This window comes from Microvirga sp. P4_A5 (assembly GCF_056402495.1).
Genome location: NZ_JBFUHH010000107.1, coordinates 1 through 14,090 on the forward strand (window position 1 = coordinate 1; position 14,090 = coordinate 14,090).

General features: G+C 62.2%; 9 protein-coding genes and 2 pseudogenes. 4 read left to right on the top strand and 7 right to left on the bottom strand.

The window, feature by feature from the left end; translation table 11 throughout:
* The 7 genes and pseudogenes from AC1DVM_RS19760 to AC1DVM_RS19790 form a co-directional block, all read right to left on the bottom strand.
* Nucleotides 1–223: pseudogene (locus AC1DVM_RS19760) on the bottom strand (hypothetical protein); the annotation flags it as partial.
* Complete coding sequence (locus tag AC1DVM_RS19765; protein WP_477257255.1) at nucleotides 220–2,292, bottom strand: ABC transporter ATP-binding protein; 2,073 nt, start codon at nucleotides 2,290–2,292, stop codon at nucleotides 220–222. The gene AC1DVM_RS19765 and the pseudogene AC1DVM_RS19760, both read right to left, overlap by 4 nt.
* Before the next feature lie 37 nt (nucleotides 2,293–2,329).
* Nucleotides 2,330–3,886: pseudogene (locus tag AC1DVM_RS19770) on the bottom strand (ABC transporter substrate-binding protein).
* A 42-nt stretch (nucleotides 3,887–3,928) separates the two neighbouring features.
* Nucleotides 3,929–5,455, bottom strand: a complete 1,527-nt coding sequence (locus AC1DVM_RS19775; RefSeq protein ID WP_477257257.1) for a M81 family metallopeptidase — start codon at nucleotides 5,453–5,455, stop codon at nucleotides 3,929–3,931.
* A 218-nt stretch (nucleotides 5,456–5,673) separates the two neighbouring features.
* Nucleotides 5,674–6,486, bottom strand: coding sequence for an IclR family transcriptional regulator (locus AC1DVM_RS19780; RefSeq protein WP_477257259.1), 813 nt, complete (start codon nucleotides 6,484–6,486; stop codon nucleotides 5,674–5,676).
* Between the two features lie 116 nt (nucleotides 6,487–6,602).
* Entirely contained in the window at nucleotides 6,603–7,928 is a 1,326-nt protein-coding gene (locus AC1DVM_RS19785; RefSeq protein ID WP_477257261.1) for an alanine racemase, read from the bottom strand.
* Nucleotides 7,919–9,376, bottom strand: coding sequence for a M81 family metallopeptidase (locus AC1DVM_RS19790; RefSeq protein ID WP_477257263.1), 1,458 nt, complete (start codon nucleotides 9,374–9,376; stop codon nucleotides 7,919–7,921). Before AC1DVM_RS19790 ends, AC1DVM_RS19785 begins: the two co-directional genes overlap by 10 nt.
* Before the next feature lie 238 nt (nucleotides 9,377–9,614).
* Here AC1DVM_RS19790 and AC1DVM_RS19795 point away from each other — a divergent pair, with 238 nt between their 5' ends.
* The 4 genes from AC1DVM_RS19795 (at nucleotide 9,615) to AC1DVM_RS19810 (ending at nucleotide 13,830) form a co-directional block, all read left to right on the top strand.
* Nucleotides 9,615–10,493 (top strand): IclR family transcriptional regulator, encoded by an 879-nt coding sequence (locus AC1DVM_RS19795; RefSeq protein ID WP_477257265.1) that lies wholly within the window; start codon nucleotides 9,615–9,617, stop codon nucleotides 10,491–10,493.
* Complete coding sequence (locus tag AC1DVM_RS19800; RefSeq protein WP_477257267.1) at nucleotides 10,490–11,998, top strand: M81 family metallopeptidase; 1,509 nt, start codon at nucleotides 10,490–10,492, stop codon at nucleotides 11,996–11,998. Before AC1DVM_RS19795 ends, AC1DVM_RS19800 begins: the two co-directional genes overlap by 4 nt.
* Nucleotides 11,995–12,378, top strand: a complete 384-nt coding sequence (locus tag AC1DVM_RS19805; RefSeq protein WP_477257269.1) for a RidA family protein — start codon at nucleotides 11,995–11,997, stop codon at nucleotides 12,376–12,378. Before AC1DVM_RS19800 ends, AC1DVM_RS19805 begins: the two co-directional genes overlap by 4 nt.
* 105 nt (nucleotides 12,379–12,483) lie before the next feature.
* Nucleotides 12,484–13,830, top strand: coding sequence for an aspartate aminotransferase family protein (locus AC1DVM_RS19810; RefSeq protein WP_477257271.1), 1,347 nt, complete (start codon nucleotides 12,484–12,486; stop codon nucleotides 13,828–13,830).
* Nucleotides 13,831–14,090 lie beyond the last annotated feature (260 nt).

Here is a 14,090-nt window from a genome sequence, read left to right on the forward strand (position 1 = left end):
AACCAATGCGCAGCCGACGGTGGTTCGAGAGCGTTGACAACCAATGCGCAGCCGACGGTGGTTCGAGAGCGTTGACGAGATCCTGCGAAAAGGCGTCAAGCGGCAGGATATCGGCAAAGATGGCAGCACCCGAGATCGCCGCGAGAAAGAGCAGGCTGAGAAGCGCACCCTTCCGCGACATCAGCAGGCGGGTGAGAGCCGCGATACGTTTCAATCTGCTCATGATGCCGCCTCCATGGATCGAAACCCGCTCGACGCACCGCGCACTTGCACTCCGGTTGCATCGAGCGGGCCGGCGTGATGGCAGGCAACGTAAGTCGGCGTTCCGGGATAGGGGACGAATGCCGGCATCTCCTGTGCGCAACGCGCGCTGGCGCGGAAGCAACGGGGATGGAAGGGGCAGCCCGGCGGCGGCGAAGCGGGGTTCGGGATTTCCCCTTGCAGCACGATCCGCCGCCGGCTGCGCTGAACGACGGGATCTGGAACCGGGGCGGCGGACAGGAGACTCTGCGTATAGGGGTGGGTCGGACAATCATACAACCCGTCCCGGCTGCTCTCCTCGACGATCCGACCGAGATACATCACCGCCACCCGGTCCGAAATGTGCCGGACGACCGACAGATTGTGGGCGATGAACAGGTAAGAAAGGCCAAGTTCGCGCTGGAGGTCCTGCAGCAGGTTGATGATCTGCGCCTGGATCGACACATCGAGGGCCGCAACGGGCTCGTCGAGGATCAGGAGGCGCGGTTGCAGCGATAGTGCCCGGGCAATACCGATCCGCTGTTTCTGCCCACCGGAGAATTCGCGCGGGAAACGATCCAGCATGGTGCGCGCCAATCCAACCATGTCGAACAATTCGGCAATCCGCGCGTCACCTCCCATTTCGTCGTAGATCCCGTGGATGCGCAAGGGTTCGGCAACGATATCGCGCACTGTCAGAACCGGGTTCAAAGATGAATAGGGATCCTGGAACACGTACTGCATCTGCCGGCGTGCCTTGCGCAGCCCGGCGCGGCCCAGGTCTCTGATCGATTGCCCGTCGAATCGGATGTCGCCGCCCGTCGCCTTGATCAGACCCATGACGGCACGTCCTGTCGTGGTCTTGCCGCAGCCGGACTCGCCCACCAGGCTCACCGTCTCACCTTGATTCACCGTCAGGCTGACGCCGTCGACCGCCCTCACCCACCCGACGGTTCGCTTGAAAATGCCCGCCCTGACGGGGAAATGAACTTGCAGTCGATCCACCACTAGCAGGGGCTCCCTGGCCATGGGCGCCTGGACCGTTTCGCTGAGGGGCTCGGCCGGAAGCCCGAATGCTCGCGTTTCCTCCGGGAAATGACATGCTGATGACCGCGCTACGCCGACGCTGCGCAACGCGGGATCCTCGATCCAGCAGAGAACGCGATCATGTCCGATCGCACAACGGGGATGAAACGTGCAGCCGGTCGGCAACTCGCTCGGGTTCGGCGGATGACCGGGGATGGGATCGAGCCGCTTGTCGCCGGTGTCGATCCGCGGAATGCTCTGCAGCAATGCGGCCGTGTAGGGATGGCGCGGATTTCGAAATATCTCCTCGACCGGTCCGGTCTCGACGATGCGGCCGCCATACATGACGGCCACGCGATGCGCCACTTCCGCGACGACGCCGAGATCGTGCGTGATGAGGACGACCGCCGCGCCGGTTTCAGCCTGACGCCGTGCCAGCACCGACAACACTTGCGCCTGCACGGTGACGTCGAGGGCCGTCGTCGGCTCATCTGCGAGAATGAGTCTCGGCTTTCCGGCCATCGCCATGGCGATGACGGCGCGCTGGCGCATCCCGCCGGAAAATTGATGGGGAAATTGCTTCGCCCGACCGACCGGGTCTGCGATGTCGACCTCGCGCAGAAGCTCAACTGCGCGAGCGGGAGCCTCGCGTTTGGAAAGTCTTCCGTGAGTCACCTGCCCCTCTGTGACCTGACGGCCCACGGGCAGAACGGGGTTGAGGGTGGTGGTCGGGTCCTGGAAGATGAAACCGACTTCCTCTCCCCGCATGTTCCGCAACTGTTCCGCATCGGCGCCGATCACCTCCGTTCCACCGAGAACGATCGACCCCCGCACCGTTGCATTCGCCGGCAGCAGGCCGGAAATCGCCAGGGCCGTGACGCTTTTGCCGGATCCTGACTCACCAACGATGCAAAGAACCTCGTTGGCGTAGACGTCGAAGTCGATGCCGCGCACGACCTGCACCGGTTGGTCGCCCTTTCCAAAGGCGACCTCCAATCCACGAACGGAAAGGACCGGTGCGGTCATGCGAAGGCACCACGGTGGCGCGCCGGATCTGCGCCTCTCAAGGTTTGAAACCGATCGTTCGGGCCACGAGAAGATTGTCCATGTCGAGGGTGAATCCGCCGACGTTCTTGGCGGCGGCAATCAGCCCGGTGTCGTAGGAATTTGTCGGAATGGCGAATGCCGCCTCCACCATGACCTTGTTCAGATTGTCGTACGCGCCTTTGATGTCCGCGCCGGGACCGGAGGCTGTATTGACCCGCTCGATGGCAGCGACATATTCCGGATGGGGGTGCGGCGTTCCGAGGATCGGATTGTTGTTGGTCCGGTAAATGCTGTTCGTCGCCACGCGGGTCGGGAATTTCTGGATGTTGCCGACTGCGCCGAACACCGCATCGAACCGGCCTTTGAGCAGCGCGTCGACGAACTCTGCCCCCTGAAGCACGTCGAGCTGGATAGTGATGCCGGCTTTCGCGAGGGATCCCTGAACCACCTGGCTGATGGCGACGGCCGACTCGTCGGTTCCGTTGACCAGAAGCTTCCAGTTGGACATGTCTGCGGCGGAGAGACCGGAGGCTGCGAGCAACTCCTTGGCTTTGTCGATATTGAACGCATATTTTTCATTGTAGGTGGCATCGAAGGCGGGGCCTGCCGGCGCCCACGGCAGGGCCACCACTTCTCCAAGATTGGCGTATCCGACCTTCAGGATCCCGTTGCGATCCATCAGGTAATTGAATGCTTGGCGAAATTTGTGGTTACGGAAAGGGCCACGGGTTGAGTTGATACGGAAGACCTGGACCAGCGGTCCGGGCCCCCGGATGACCTGGTAGCCCGCATCCTTGAGGCGCACGGCGCTTCTTGCGGTTCCGCCATAGATGATATCAGTGGCGCCCGATTCGAGCGCGGCGGTCGCTGCCCCATCCTCACTGAAGATGGTGATCACCACCTCGTTCGAAATTGGCTCCTTCTCGCGCCAGTAATTGGGATTGGCGACGAGCCGGATGCGCTGCCCCACCACCCGTTCGCCCAGCGTCTAGGCTCCGGTTCCCGCGGGTTTTGTCTCGACGGTGTCGATGCCCGCTGGGTCTATCGGGCAGAGAAATTGCAGCAGGTCGGTGATCTGGCGCTCCGGCGCCGGGCCGTTGAAATTCAGCGTGATGGTGGATTCGTCGTCGACTTTCCAGTCTTTGACGAACGACATGGTGGCATAGAGGTTCTTCCCCTTCTGCGGGTCGGCAGCCTTCTTCAGCGTCGCCGCGACCGCTTCCGCGTTGAAGGGGGTTCCACTGTGGAATTTGACACCCTTGCGAAGCGTGACTGTCACTGACTTGTTGTCGGGCGCAATCTTCCACTCGGTGGCAAGGCTGGGAACGGTTTTACCGTCCGGCGTGTATTCGATCAGGCTGTCATAGAGGTTCTTGATCAGGGGGAAGTTGTTTGTTGAGAATTGCATCGGGTCGAAATTGGTCATGTCGAGCAGGACCGCGACCCTGATCCGACCCCCCTTGAGATCTGCCGCTTCCACCGTCGCGAGTGGAGCGATGGTGCCCGCCGTGAAAAATGTTGCCGCGGCAAGAAGCAGCAGACGCCGGGATGGGTGTGGGAAACCGAATCTCATGTGACTGCACTCCTGCTCGAATGTGCGTTGATGGCGGATCGATCACGCGACGTTTTTAGTCTCGACAGAGCGGGCCGCATTGCCCCGCGCAACGTCCCGCCAATCCACAACGGGATCGAGGGGATAGACCGGGCGCGGAATGCGTTTCCACGGAAGCGTGAACACGTCCGACTGACCGGGCCCGCGCGTGTCTACGCGGATGAGCTGCGAGGTGAGCGGCGCGAAATACTGGAAGTTCGAAGCCGTCTTCAGAACCGCTATCTTGTAATCCGAAGGCTCGATCCCGAACGCGCGGTAGACTCCCGGCACGTTGCCGGCAATTCCGCGCAATTCGCTGATCAGCATTGTGACGGGGCCGACTTCGAAAACGGCCGTGCGTCCCATGTCGATAAAGCTCTGATGGTTGTAGTCGAGATCGATGACACCACCGCCGATCTTGCGGACGATGCCGGTCACCTGCAGCGGCGTAAAAAACGCCGGGGCGGCGGACCCGCCGAGCAGCAAGGTCACCTCCGCACCTTCGCCGGCTTCCACCAGAGTCGCGACGGCATCCGGCGAGATCATCGGGATCAGCGTGCGACTCTTGATGCCGAGGCGCAGGATCGACTCGAGGATCAGATTGCTGTCGCCGGCAGCGCCGCCGAATACGGTGTCGCCGGTGTCGCTGAGAACGACGATACCTTCTTTTGCCTCGTCCGCCATCCGCACGGCCTCGTCGATCGGCACCGCATCCTTGACCTGGAAATCGTCACGCATTGACCAGACCAGATCTGCAAGCTCGTCTGCGAGTTTCTCGGCGAGTGCCTGATCATTGTCGGTAACGACGATCGTCGACCAGCCGCCTTCGGCAACATCGAGCCAGGGCTGCATGGGATAATTGGACGCCTGGAGGACCCGCGGGTGTTTTTCCATGCTCCGGGCGCGATCGAACCATATCTTCATCGGACCGCCGGACGTCAGAAACTGTTCCTGATGCGACAGAAGCGGTATCTTCCGCCACGCGATGACGGGTTTGGCGCCCCGGGTCAGGATCTTGAGAAGGAGCTCGGTGCCGATCTTGCCCGTGTCAAAGGGGTCGTGGGGCTGCGTGCGATGGCCGACAATCGCCGTGCTGTGGTCGATGATTTTTTGCGTCACATTGGCGTGATGATCGAGGCCGAGCACGATGGGAATGTCCTTGCCGAGGATGGACCGGCAGAGCTCGATCTGTGCTCCCTCCACGTCGTCGATCCCCTCGGCCGCGCAAGCGCCGTGAAGTTGCAGCGCAAGCCCATCGATGGGACCCGCGGATTCGAGACCGGTCCTGATGCGGTCGGCAAAGAAGTCGAAGGCTTCTCGCGTGATCCGACCGCCTGCCACTGCGAGGCCGCGAATGATCGGAACCGTCTCGATATCGAGGCCGGACTCCCTTACAGCCTCCAGATGCCCGCCGATCTGCCCGTGGTCGCGGAGCTTTTCGAGAATGTCGCGGCCCTCGAAAATTCCGAAAGCCTCGTAATCCCGCAACGTTGTAGGGACAGGGTTGAAATCGTTGGTTTCCTGCGAAACATGGATGACGGCGATCCTCATGCCGGTTCTCCCGGCCGGAAACGGGATAGAGTTCTGATCGAAAGTCGGTGCCTGTCTGCCCGTGTCATCCATACCCCCGAAGTAGAACCGTCGAGATTACATTGTGTCCGATCACGTTGTCTTTGGGCACTCGTAAAGTCAGGCTAGTAATCGGCAATTTTGGTGTCAAGGATATGCAGTTTCGCCTTGCGGAACAACGCGCGCGGCGATTGCCCTACTCACGAAAGCTCATGCCCGGAGAGACTGGCCGAACCGTCTTCGAAGCGAGCGCCGAGCTTGATCGAAATCCTCCGCGCGGCCGATTTCAAGGCCTCCGCCGCATGCACGGTCACCTCCGGCTTCATGCGCCGCTCGGGCGCCGAAAGGCTCATCGCGGCGATGGGGTAGCCCGCTCCGTCCAGAAACGGAACACCGATGCACATCAGGCCGTCTTCGTTCTCTCCCATTTCGATGGCGTAGCCGCGCTGCCTCACGTCGTCCATCTGGCGGTGCAGCGCCTTGGCGCTCGTCAGCGTCTTGACCGTCATGGCCGTCAGCGCATCCTCGGCGAAGAGGTCCTGGCGAGGCTCCGGCAGGAACGCCGCGATGGCCTTGCCGAGAGACGTCGAGTGGACCGGATGCCGGTCCCCCACCCGCGCGTGGATGCGCCCATTTCGCTGTGGCTCGACCATGTCGACATAAACGATGTGGCGATCGGACAGGATGCCCAGATTGACGGTTTCGTTGAAGGTTTGCATCAGCCCCAGCATCTCCGGCTGGGCGAGAACCCGCAGACGCTGGAGGTTCTTGTCGGCTTTCGCCAGTGCGCGGAACCGGGCTCCGACGCCGTAGCGGTCCCGTTTTTGGTCGTGATGGAGAAATGAGGCGGCGGACAGGGTCTGGAGATACCGAAAAACCGTCGTCTTTGGCAATTTCAGTTCGGAAACGATCTCCGTCAGCGTGACGTCGTGGCTTTGCCTTGCCACATGCTCGAGAACCTGCAGGGCCTTCATGACAGGCTGAACGATGTAATCGTCTCCGCGCTTGCTCATCGATGTTACCTTCCCTGGTTGTTGGTCCGCATTCGGCCGATCGATATCCTTGTCGCAGGATCGGAACGATCGTTGCCCGCGATCGGACCTTGTTTTTTCGTTATCCTCTCCCGCCTTCAAAAATACGTCTTCACGCCATCCACGACGCGGTAATCCTCGTCGACCATCATGAGCAGCGCCCATTTGTCGAAGGTCGTGCAAGGGTGTCCGATGCCGAAACCGACCATGTCGCCGACGCGAAGCGGGCTTTCCCCGGGCGTGCCCAGATGGCAATGCTGATCGTTGAGGGCGATGACCACATGGCCCCGCGGCATCTGCTCCGGACGTTCCATCGTCCCATTCGGCCGATACCACCGCACCGGCACCGGCAGTGAGGAATCATAGCTCACATCCCGCTTGCCCATGGTCAGGATCGTGCGGCCGCTTTCCGGTCGCGACTGTACGTAGGCCCAGACTTCGAGCGCGGGCTCCAGTCCACCTTCGGGCAGGCGAAGGGTCGTCTCGGTCGTGATCCGTCTGAACGCCGCGGCATAGCCGATGTCGTCATGTGTCAGGTAGCAACCCGAGCGAAGGATTTTCAGCAAGGGCCGGTCGAACGACACCGCCCGCAATCTTTCGCCGACCCGGTCGAAGAACGCGGAGCCGCCGGCGGTCAGGATCATTGGCTCTCCGGGCGCTAGCAGGCCTTCCTCGTTCGCAAGTCCTGCTATTGCGGCGACTTCCTCGATCAGGCCGTCCGCCGAGGCCGCATCCGGCAGCAAGCCTTCGAAACATTCGAACCCGGCAACCGTGAGCCCGGGCGTCGCGGCGATGGAACGGGCCACGGCAAGCGCATCGGTGCGGCTTCGCACTCCAGCTCTTCCGCCCATGAAGCCGATCTCCACGAACACCCGGAGCGGGTTTCCTCGGGTCGGCGGATGGCGCTTGGCACCTTCTGCGAGGAGCGCGACACCCGCCGTGCTGTCGGCAAGACAATAGAGTTCGAAATCGCGGTCCGCTCGAAGCGCCTCGAAACACGCATCAATCGATTGCGCGCCGATCGGCTGGTTTGCGAGGATCACGCGCTTCACGCCGAATCGACGGCAGACGGCGAGTTGCTGCGCCGTCGCCACAGTTATCGCCCAGGCGCCGTCAGCGATCTGCTGGTCAAAAAGCTGAGGCGCCATCGTGGTCTTGCCGTGCGGTGCGATGACGAGCCCGTTCTCCGCCGTAAAGCGGTACATCCACCGGCTGTTGGCCTTCAAAACATCGCGTTTGAGGATCGCCAGCGGCAGCGGAAGGTCTCCGTCGAGCAAGCTCCATCCTTGTTTGCCGATATCGCGGACGCACATCGCCGGTGCATCGAGCGGAAAACCCTTGGTTGTCGGGTCAACGACATGGTCCTCCAACAGCCGCAGGTCGAGACGCGGCAGCGGAGATCGGTCGAGGTCGGCTACAGCCATGGGTTCGGGTCCAGCGGCGCCAGCGGTCGCCGCGCCTTCGTGTAGGGGATCTTCGCCGTGTCAGAGGGATAAGGCCCCCCGGTGTCGAGATAGAATATGCTCCTTGCGACCGGCGCGAAGGCTGCATGAAAATGATTGGACGATTTCACCACGACGATCTTTTTCTGGGTCAGATCGATGCCGAGATCCGTGAAGACATGCGGGCTGAATGTTTGAGCGCGGGTGGAGGACAAAACCACGTCGAGATTGCCGATGGTGATGGCGGCCGCGGGTCCGAGGGACACCAAGCTCTGCTCGAATGGCACCAGGAGATCGGCCGTGATGGCGCGCACGCGGACATGCGCATCGACAGGCGGTCCGGAGGTTGCGGCGGCCTTGCCGCCAAACCGCAGCGAGATCGTCCTCCCGGCTCCCGCCGCACGACAGAAGGTGACGGCGACAGGGTCCCACAAGGCGCCGATCGCCGCGGGAATGTCGGGATGGCGAAGCAGCGCCTCGACCATCACGGTTGAATCGCCCGCGACGCCGCCGCCCGGATTGTCCCAGCGATCGGCAAGCACAATTGGCCCACCGGCTATGCCCAGTGCCTCCGCAATGGCCTCTTCGGGCTTGTAGTGGCGCGGGGTGCCGCCGCCAGCACCCCAGGAGAGAATTTCACGACCGAGCTGCTCAGCCAGCACTTTCGCATTGGATTCGTCACCGTCCCCAATCACCAGCACTTTCGTGCCCACATCGTACACGTCGGCCGCCTGAAAGCCGTGCGCAATGGAGATGCTGAGGATACCGTCGCGGCCCTCGAGAGCCTTCATGCGGTCGACGAAGCTGCGCCCCGGCTCGCGGCTCGTCATGAAGCCCGAGATCGAGCGGCAATCGAAGACGGCGCTCACCGGCCTCACCTCACCTCTCGCAGCACGGAGGCAGAGATCGACGAGGTCCTCGGCGCGATCGAGGAAATCCGTATGCGGGAATTCCTTGAACGCTACGATGACGTTCGCGGCCTGGATCATCTGGTCGGTCAAGTGGCAATGCATATCCAGTTCGGCCCCGACGATGGCTGAGCTGCCGACAATCGTTCGGGCCCGTGCGAGCAGATCGCCTTCGCAATCATCGTAATCCCGCGCGACCATCGATCCGTGAAGGCCGAACAGCACCACGTCGACAGGCAATGCGGATTTCAGTTGATCGAGAATTTCGTCGCGGAGGCTTTCATAGGCTTCGCGCGAAACAAGTCCCGCTGGTTCGGCCCAGGTGGCCGTCCCTTCGATGATCGTGAAATCACCCGCCTTTGCGCGTCGGCGAGCGGCGACCAYCGGGGCCGAGCAGAGGGTCGGCGTGTCGGGATGCGCGCCGGGAGGACAATAGAAGGCGGATTCGAAAGCGGACCGATCGACGAAGAGCGGCGAGAACGTATTGGTCTCGGTTGCTAGGGACGCCACGAAGACACGCATTCACGACTCCGTTCCGCTGGTTTGCGCCAAAAGCCGCAACGCGAACGTTCCACCATATGGGATAGGTGTTTGTCCGCGACAATTGTAGTTGGATCAGGAGGTGCCTTGTCAACTCTATTTACTTGTCGTGACTCGATATTCTGGATGAATTCCCCCTTGCCCTGAGCGATGCGAAGGTGCTTACTTGTTTCAGTTACGTCACCAGCATGCATTCAATCATATGGAACGCTCTTCTCAGATGGCTGGCGAAGCGATGAAGCCGATACCGCTGAAGGAGGGAGCCCACCAACGGGCCGATCCGGTCGGGTCGCCACCTGTCGAGGCGCGTATTCAATCCATCGGTCGCGCCAAGGCTCTTCTGGACGCGATGGCCGCGGGCTCCTGGGTGTCGTTGCGAGACCTCGCCATGTCGACGGGGCTCGCCAAGACGACAGCGTTCAATCTCGTCAGCGCGCTCGTCGATGTCGGTCTCGCCGAGCGGGATGCAAAGGCCGGCGCTTACCGTTTGAGCCTGCAGCATCTGAGCTATGGCAAGGCGGTCGAGCGCCGCCTCGACATATCGAGTGTGGCGCGCCCTCACCTCATCAGGCTTTGCGCCCTGACGCGGGAGACCGTGAACCTCGCTCTTCCAGGCCCCACCGACAGTCTCATCGTCGAGAGCCTGGAGGGCAGCCAGAACTTGCGCGTGTCTTCCTATGCAGGCACTCGCGCCCCTTATCATTCCACCGCTTGCGGGCGGGCGCTTCTTGCCTACCACCCGGCGCAATTTCGACAGACGATCTACAGCCTCGGAAACCTGCCTGCATCGACGCACCGGACCATCACGGACCCGGAGATTCTCGAAGCAGTTCTCGCAGAATGTCGGGCGGTCGGCTGGACCTCCGAATTCGAGGAAAACGAAACGGGCGGAGTGTGCGTGGCGGCACCGATCTTCGATCCACTCGGGGAGGTTATCGCCGCCGTGAGCATCGCGGGCCCGGCAGCACGGTTTTCGAACGAGACCGTCGCTCGGCTGGGTGGCCTTCTGGTCGCCCGCCTGGCCGAGATTACCACCGAAATCTCGGCTGCTTCCGGCCCACCTTCGGATTCCCCCAGCACCGGGCGAGCAACCGCATGACACGTCGCCGTATTCTTCTGGCTGGTCTTTTTCACGAGACCCACACTTTTGTATCGAGCGTCACGGGACTCGCCGATTTCACGACCCGCCGGGGACAGCAAATTCTTGACCGTTGGGGCGACGGTTCAACCATCGACGGCTTCCTCGAAGTGGCCGCGGGCGAAGACTGGGAGGTGATCCCGATCGTCGAATTCACCGCGCTGCCGTCGGGAACAGTCGAGCACAGCGTGCTGGAAACCTATTGGACGGAACTCGAAACCGGCTTGCGGGAAGCTCTTTCCACCAGTGCCGGGCTCGACGGCATCTGGCTCGCGCTCCACGGCGCCATGGTGACGAGCGAATGCGAGGATCCGGAAGGCGAGTTGCTGTCCCGTATCCGGCGGATCCCCGGCGCGGAGGCACTTCCGCTCTTCGGGGTGTTCGATCTGCATGCCACGTTCACTGCCCAAATGGCACAGCACGCGAACGGCCTCGTGGCATACCGCGAAAATCCGCACGCGGATGCGCGCGATTCAGCCGTACGCTCGGCGCGCCTTCTAAGCCGTGCCCTCGCGACCGCCATCATGCCCTCCATGTTGTCGAAGACCGCCCCGGTGATCTGGCCGCCGACCGGCACCGGCACGGCAGACCGGCCGATGCGCGATCTTGAGCAATTGGCCCGCGACATCGAAGCGGCCGATCCGTCGATTTGGGCCATGAACGTCATTGCCGGTTACGCGTTTTCGGACGTGCCCGACGCGGGAGTTTCGTTTTCGCTTGTCACTGTCGGAGAAAGAGCCGCCGCAGAGGCAGCGCTGGACCAAATGGTCGAAACCGCTATCGGCTTGCGTGAGTTCGGCGTGCCGAAGGAATGGGATCTTGATGAGGTGTTGGCCCGGACAGCGGAAGCGTCCGATGGCCCGATTATCATCGTAGAACCGTCCGACAATATCGGCGGCGGCGCTCCGGGCGATGGTACGGCGGTGCTGCGCGGCCTGCTTCGCCATGGCATCGGCAACGCCGCCGTGGCAATCGCCGATCCGGAAGCGGTGAAGGCCCTTCAGGACACGAAGCCCGGGGAAACACGGCGGATCGCCGTGGGCGGCAAAGGAAGCGAACTAGGCGGCGAGCCGGTGGAAATCAACGCCACCCTGGTCAGCCTCAGCGACGGTCGATTCTCGCTGGAAGACCGCAACAGCCATCTGGCTGCCTCGCAGGGAATGGCATTCAACATGGGCCCTTCCGCCGTTGTGACCGTGGGCGGGAAGGTCACGGTGCTCATCACGAGCCGCAAAACTCCGCCCTTCGACCTCGCGCAGCTGCGTTCCCAGGGGATCATTCCGGAGGACCTGGCGGTCATCGGCGTGAAGGCAGCGGTGGCGCACAGGCGAGCGTATGACCCCATCGCGGCCGCGAGCTACACCGTCGCGACGGCCGGCCCCTGCGCCAGCGATCTTACGCTGCTTCCCTATGAACGCATCCGCCGTCCCATCTTTCCGCTCGACCCGCCGTGGAGACCAGAATGATCGAGTATCCGACCGAGGCCGACACGCCGCGTTCGCATTTGCCTTTCAGCCCCGCGACCAGGGTCGGCAATCTCATCTTCGTCTCGGGACAGGCATCGGTGGATCCCACCGGCAAGATCGTCTCAGACACATTCGAGGGCGAGATGCGGCGCTCCGTCGCCAACCTCGAAAAGGTTCTCAAAACCGCAGGAGGCGACCTGGCGCATGTGGTGCAGACGCGGAACTACGTGCGGGATGCGGAGGATATCGCAGCTTTCAATCGCATTTATCTCGATTTCTTCAAGGACCCCTACCCGGCCCGCACCACGATCACCAACTGCCTGTCGGCCTCGCTGCGATACGAGATCGAATGCGTCGCAGTCATCCGAAGCGCGGACTAGTCGACATCGGGGACCGCATTTTTTCGCCCCGCGAAACCACGCGCCATTTACTTGAAACCCACCTTCGGGCCTGTTGTGACTGTCACGCACATAAGGAGCGGCGTCTTGGCCATTCAAGCGCAAGCAGAACCTGCCGGCTCTTCTCGGCCCCTGTCATTCGAACGATCGGCAGCCGAGATCAAAAAGAATTCCCAATGGATCGCCGGAGGCGTCAACAGCAATTTTCGCCTGAACATCTCGCCGACACCCCTCGTTTTCGAGCGCGGCGAAGGTCCCTATCTCTACGACGTCGATGGTAATCGCCTCATCGACTATTACCTCGGCATGGGCCCGATGATCCTGGGGCATCGCCCGCAGGCCGTGTGCGATGCGGTAGTGGCGCAAGTCGAGAAAGGCATTCTGTTCGCGGGCCAGACCGCCATCGAGGCCGAGGCCTCCCGACTGGTATGCCAATTAGTTCCTTGCGCCGAGCGCATGAGATTTGGAAGTTCGGGTTCGGAGGTCGATCAGGCAGCTTTGCGCCTTGCCCGCGCCGCGACCGGCAAGCGAAAGATCATCAAGTTCGAAGGACATTATCACGGCTGGTTCGACAACGTCTTATGGTCGACAGCGCCCGCGCTAGACGCAGCAGGCCCCGGCGAGGCGCCGGTCGCGGTGGCGGGAAGCAAGGGCCAGGTGGCGACCTCGGCCGACGACCTCGTCATCCTGCCCTGGAACAATCTTGCGCTCCTGGAGACGCGCCTCGCGAAGGGCGACATCGCCGGCGTAATCATGGAACCGGCCATGTGCAACGCAGGCGCGGTTCATCCCGCTCCCGGCTACCTCGAAGGCGTGCGTGAGGCCTGTACGCGAAACGGCGCCATACTCATATTCGATGAGGTGATCACCGGCTTCCGTCTCGCCCCGGGCGGCGCGCAAGAGCGTTTCGGCGTAACCCCGGACCTTGCGACCTTCGGCAAGGCCATCGCCAATGGCTTTCCGGTTGCGGCCATCGCAGGTCGAGCAGACCTTCTCGACATGTTTTCCAATGGCGGCGTGGTTCACGGCGGTACCTACAACGCACAACCTATCGCGATGGCGGCAACCGTGGCGACACTGAAATCGCTGACGCCGTCGCTCTACGCCACCATTGATCGGCATGGCACACGCCTGATGGAGGGGATGAGAGAGGCCTTTGCGAATGCCGGCGTGAAGGCAGTGGTCACGGGATTTCCAGCGATCTTCCACGTCGCCTTCGGCCTCGAAGGACCGGCCCGCGATTATCGCGAACTCGCCCGCATGAACAGGTCAGCGTATGTGGCCTTCACAACCGCCTTGCTGCGCCGAGGTGTCCGTGCCCTCGAGCGCGGCGCGTGGTTCATGTCGGGGGAGCATGACGGCCAAGTGGTGGACCAAACTCTGGCGGCGGTCGCAGAGGCAGCGCGCGAATTGAAGACGAAGGGCGTGCTTTAGCCGCGCAGGTGATCTGGATCCTGATGAGCGCCTCAGGGCCTGATCAATCGGCCAGACCAGGACCAAACCTGGAGGTTTCGGTCCGTTCCGTCTCGCCGGGAATTTCGACAGATCGGTGGGGAACGGACGTGCGAGGAAGGCGGCGGATTTGATGCGGTGCGCTTTGGTGACCCTGCCTTCATTTTGAACCCTGTGCAGCCGGGACTCAAGTGTCGGTGATGGACGAGGCACGCAACCATCTTGAATTGCTGCTCTTATGG

Bases quoted from the DNA above. Each gene is read 5' to 3' on its own strand.
- AC1DVM_RS19765 (WP_477257255.1), bottom strand. From the start codon at position 2,292: ATGACCGCACCGGTCCTTTCCGTTCGTGGATTGGAGGTCGCCTTTGGA.
- AC1DVM_RS19775 (WP_477257257.1), bottom strand. From the start codon at position 5,455: ATGAGGATCGCCGTCATCCATGTTTCGCAGGAAACCAACGATTTCAAC.
- AC1DVM_RS19780 (WP_477257259.1), bottom strand. From the start codon at position 6,486: ATGAGCAAGCGCGGAGACGATTACATCGTTCAGCCTGTCATGAAGGCC.
- AC1DVM_RS19785 (WP_477257261.1), bottom strand. From the start codon at position 7,928: ATGGCTGTAGCCGACCTCGACCGATCTCCGCTGCCGCGTCTCGACCTG.
- AC1DVM_RS19795 (WP_477257265.1), top strand. From the start codon at position 9,615: ATGGCTGGCGAAGCGATGAAGCCGATACCGCTGAAGGAGGGAGCCCAC.
- AC1DVM_RS19800 (WP_477257267.1), top strand. From the start codon at position 10,490: ATGACACGTCGCCGTATTCTTCTGGCTGGTCTTTTTCACGAGACCCAC.
- AC1DVM_RS19805 (WP_477257269.1), top strand. From the start codon at position 11,995: ATGATCGAGTATCCGACCGAGGCCGACACGCCGCGTTCGCATTTGCCT.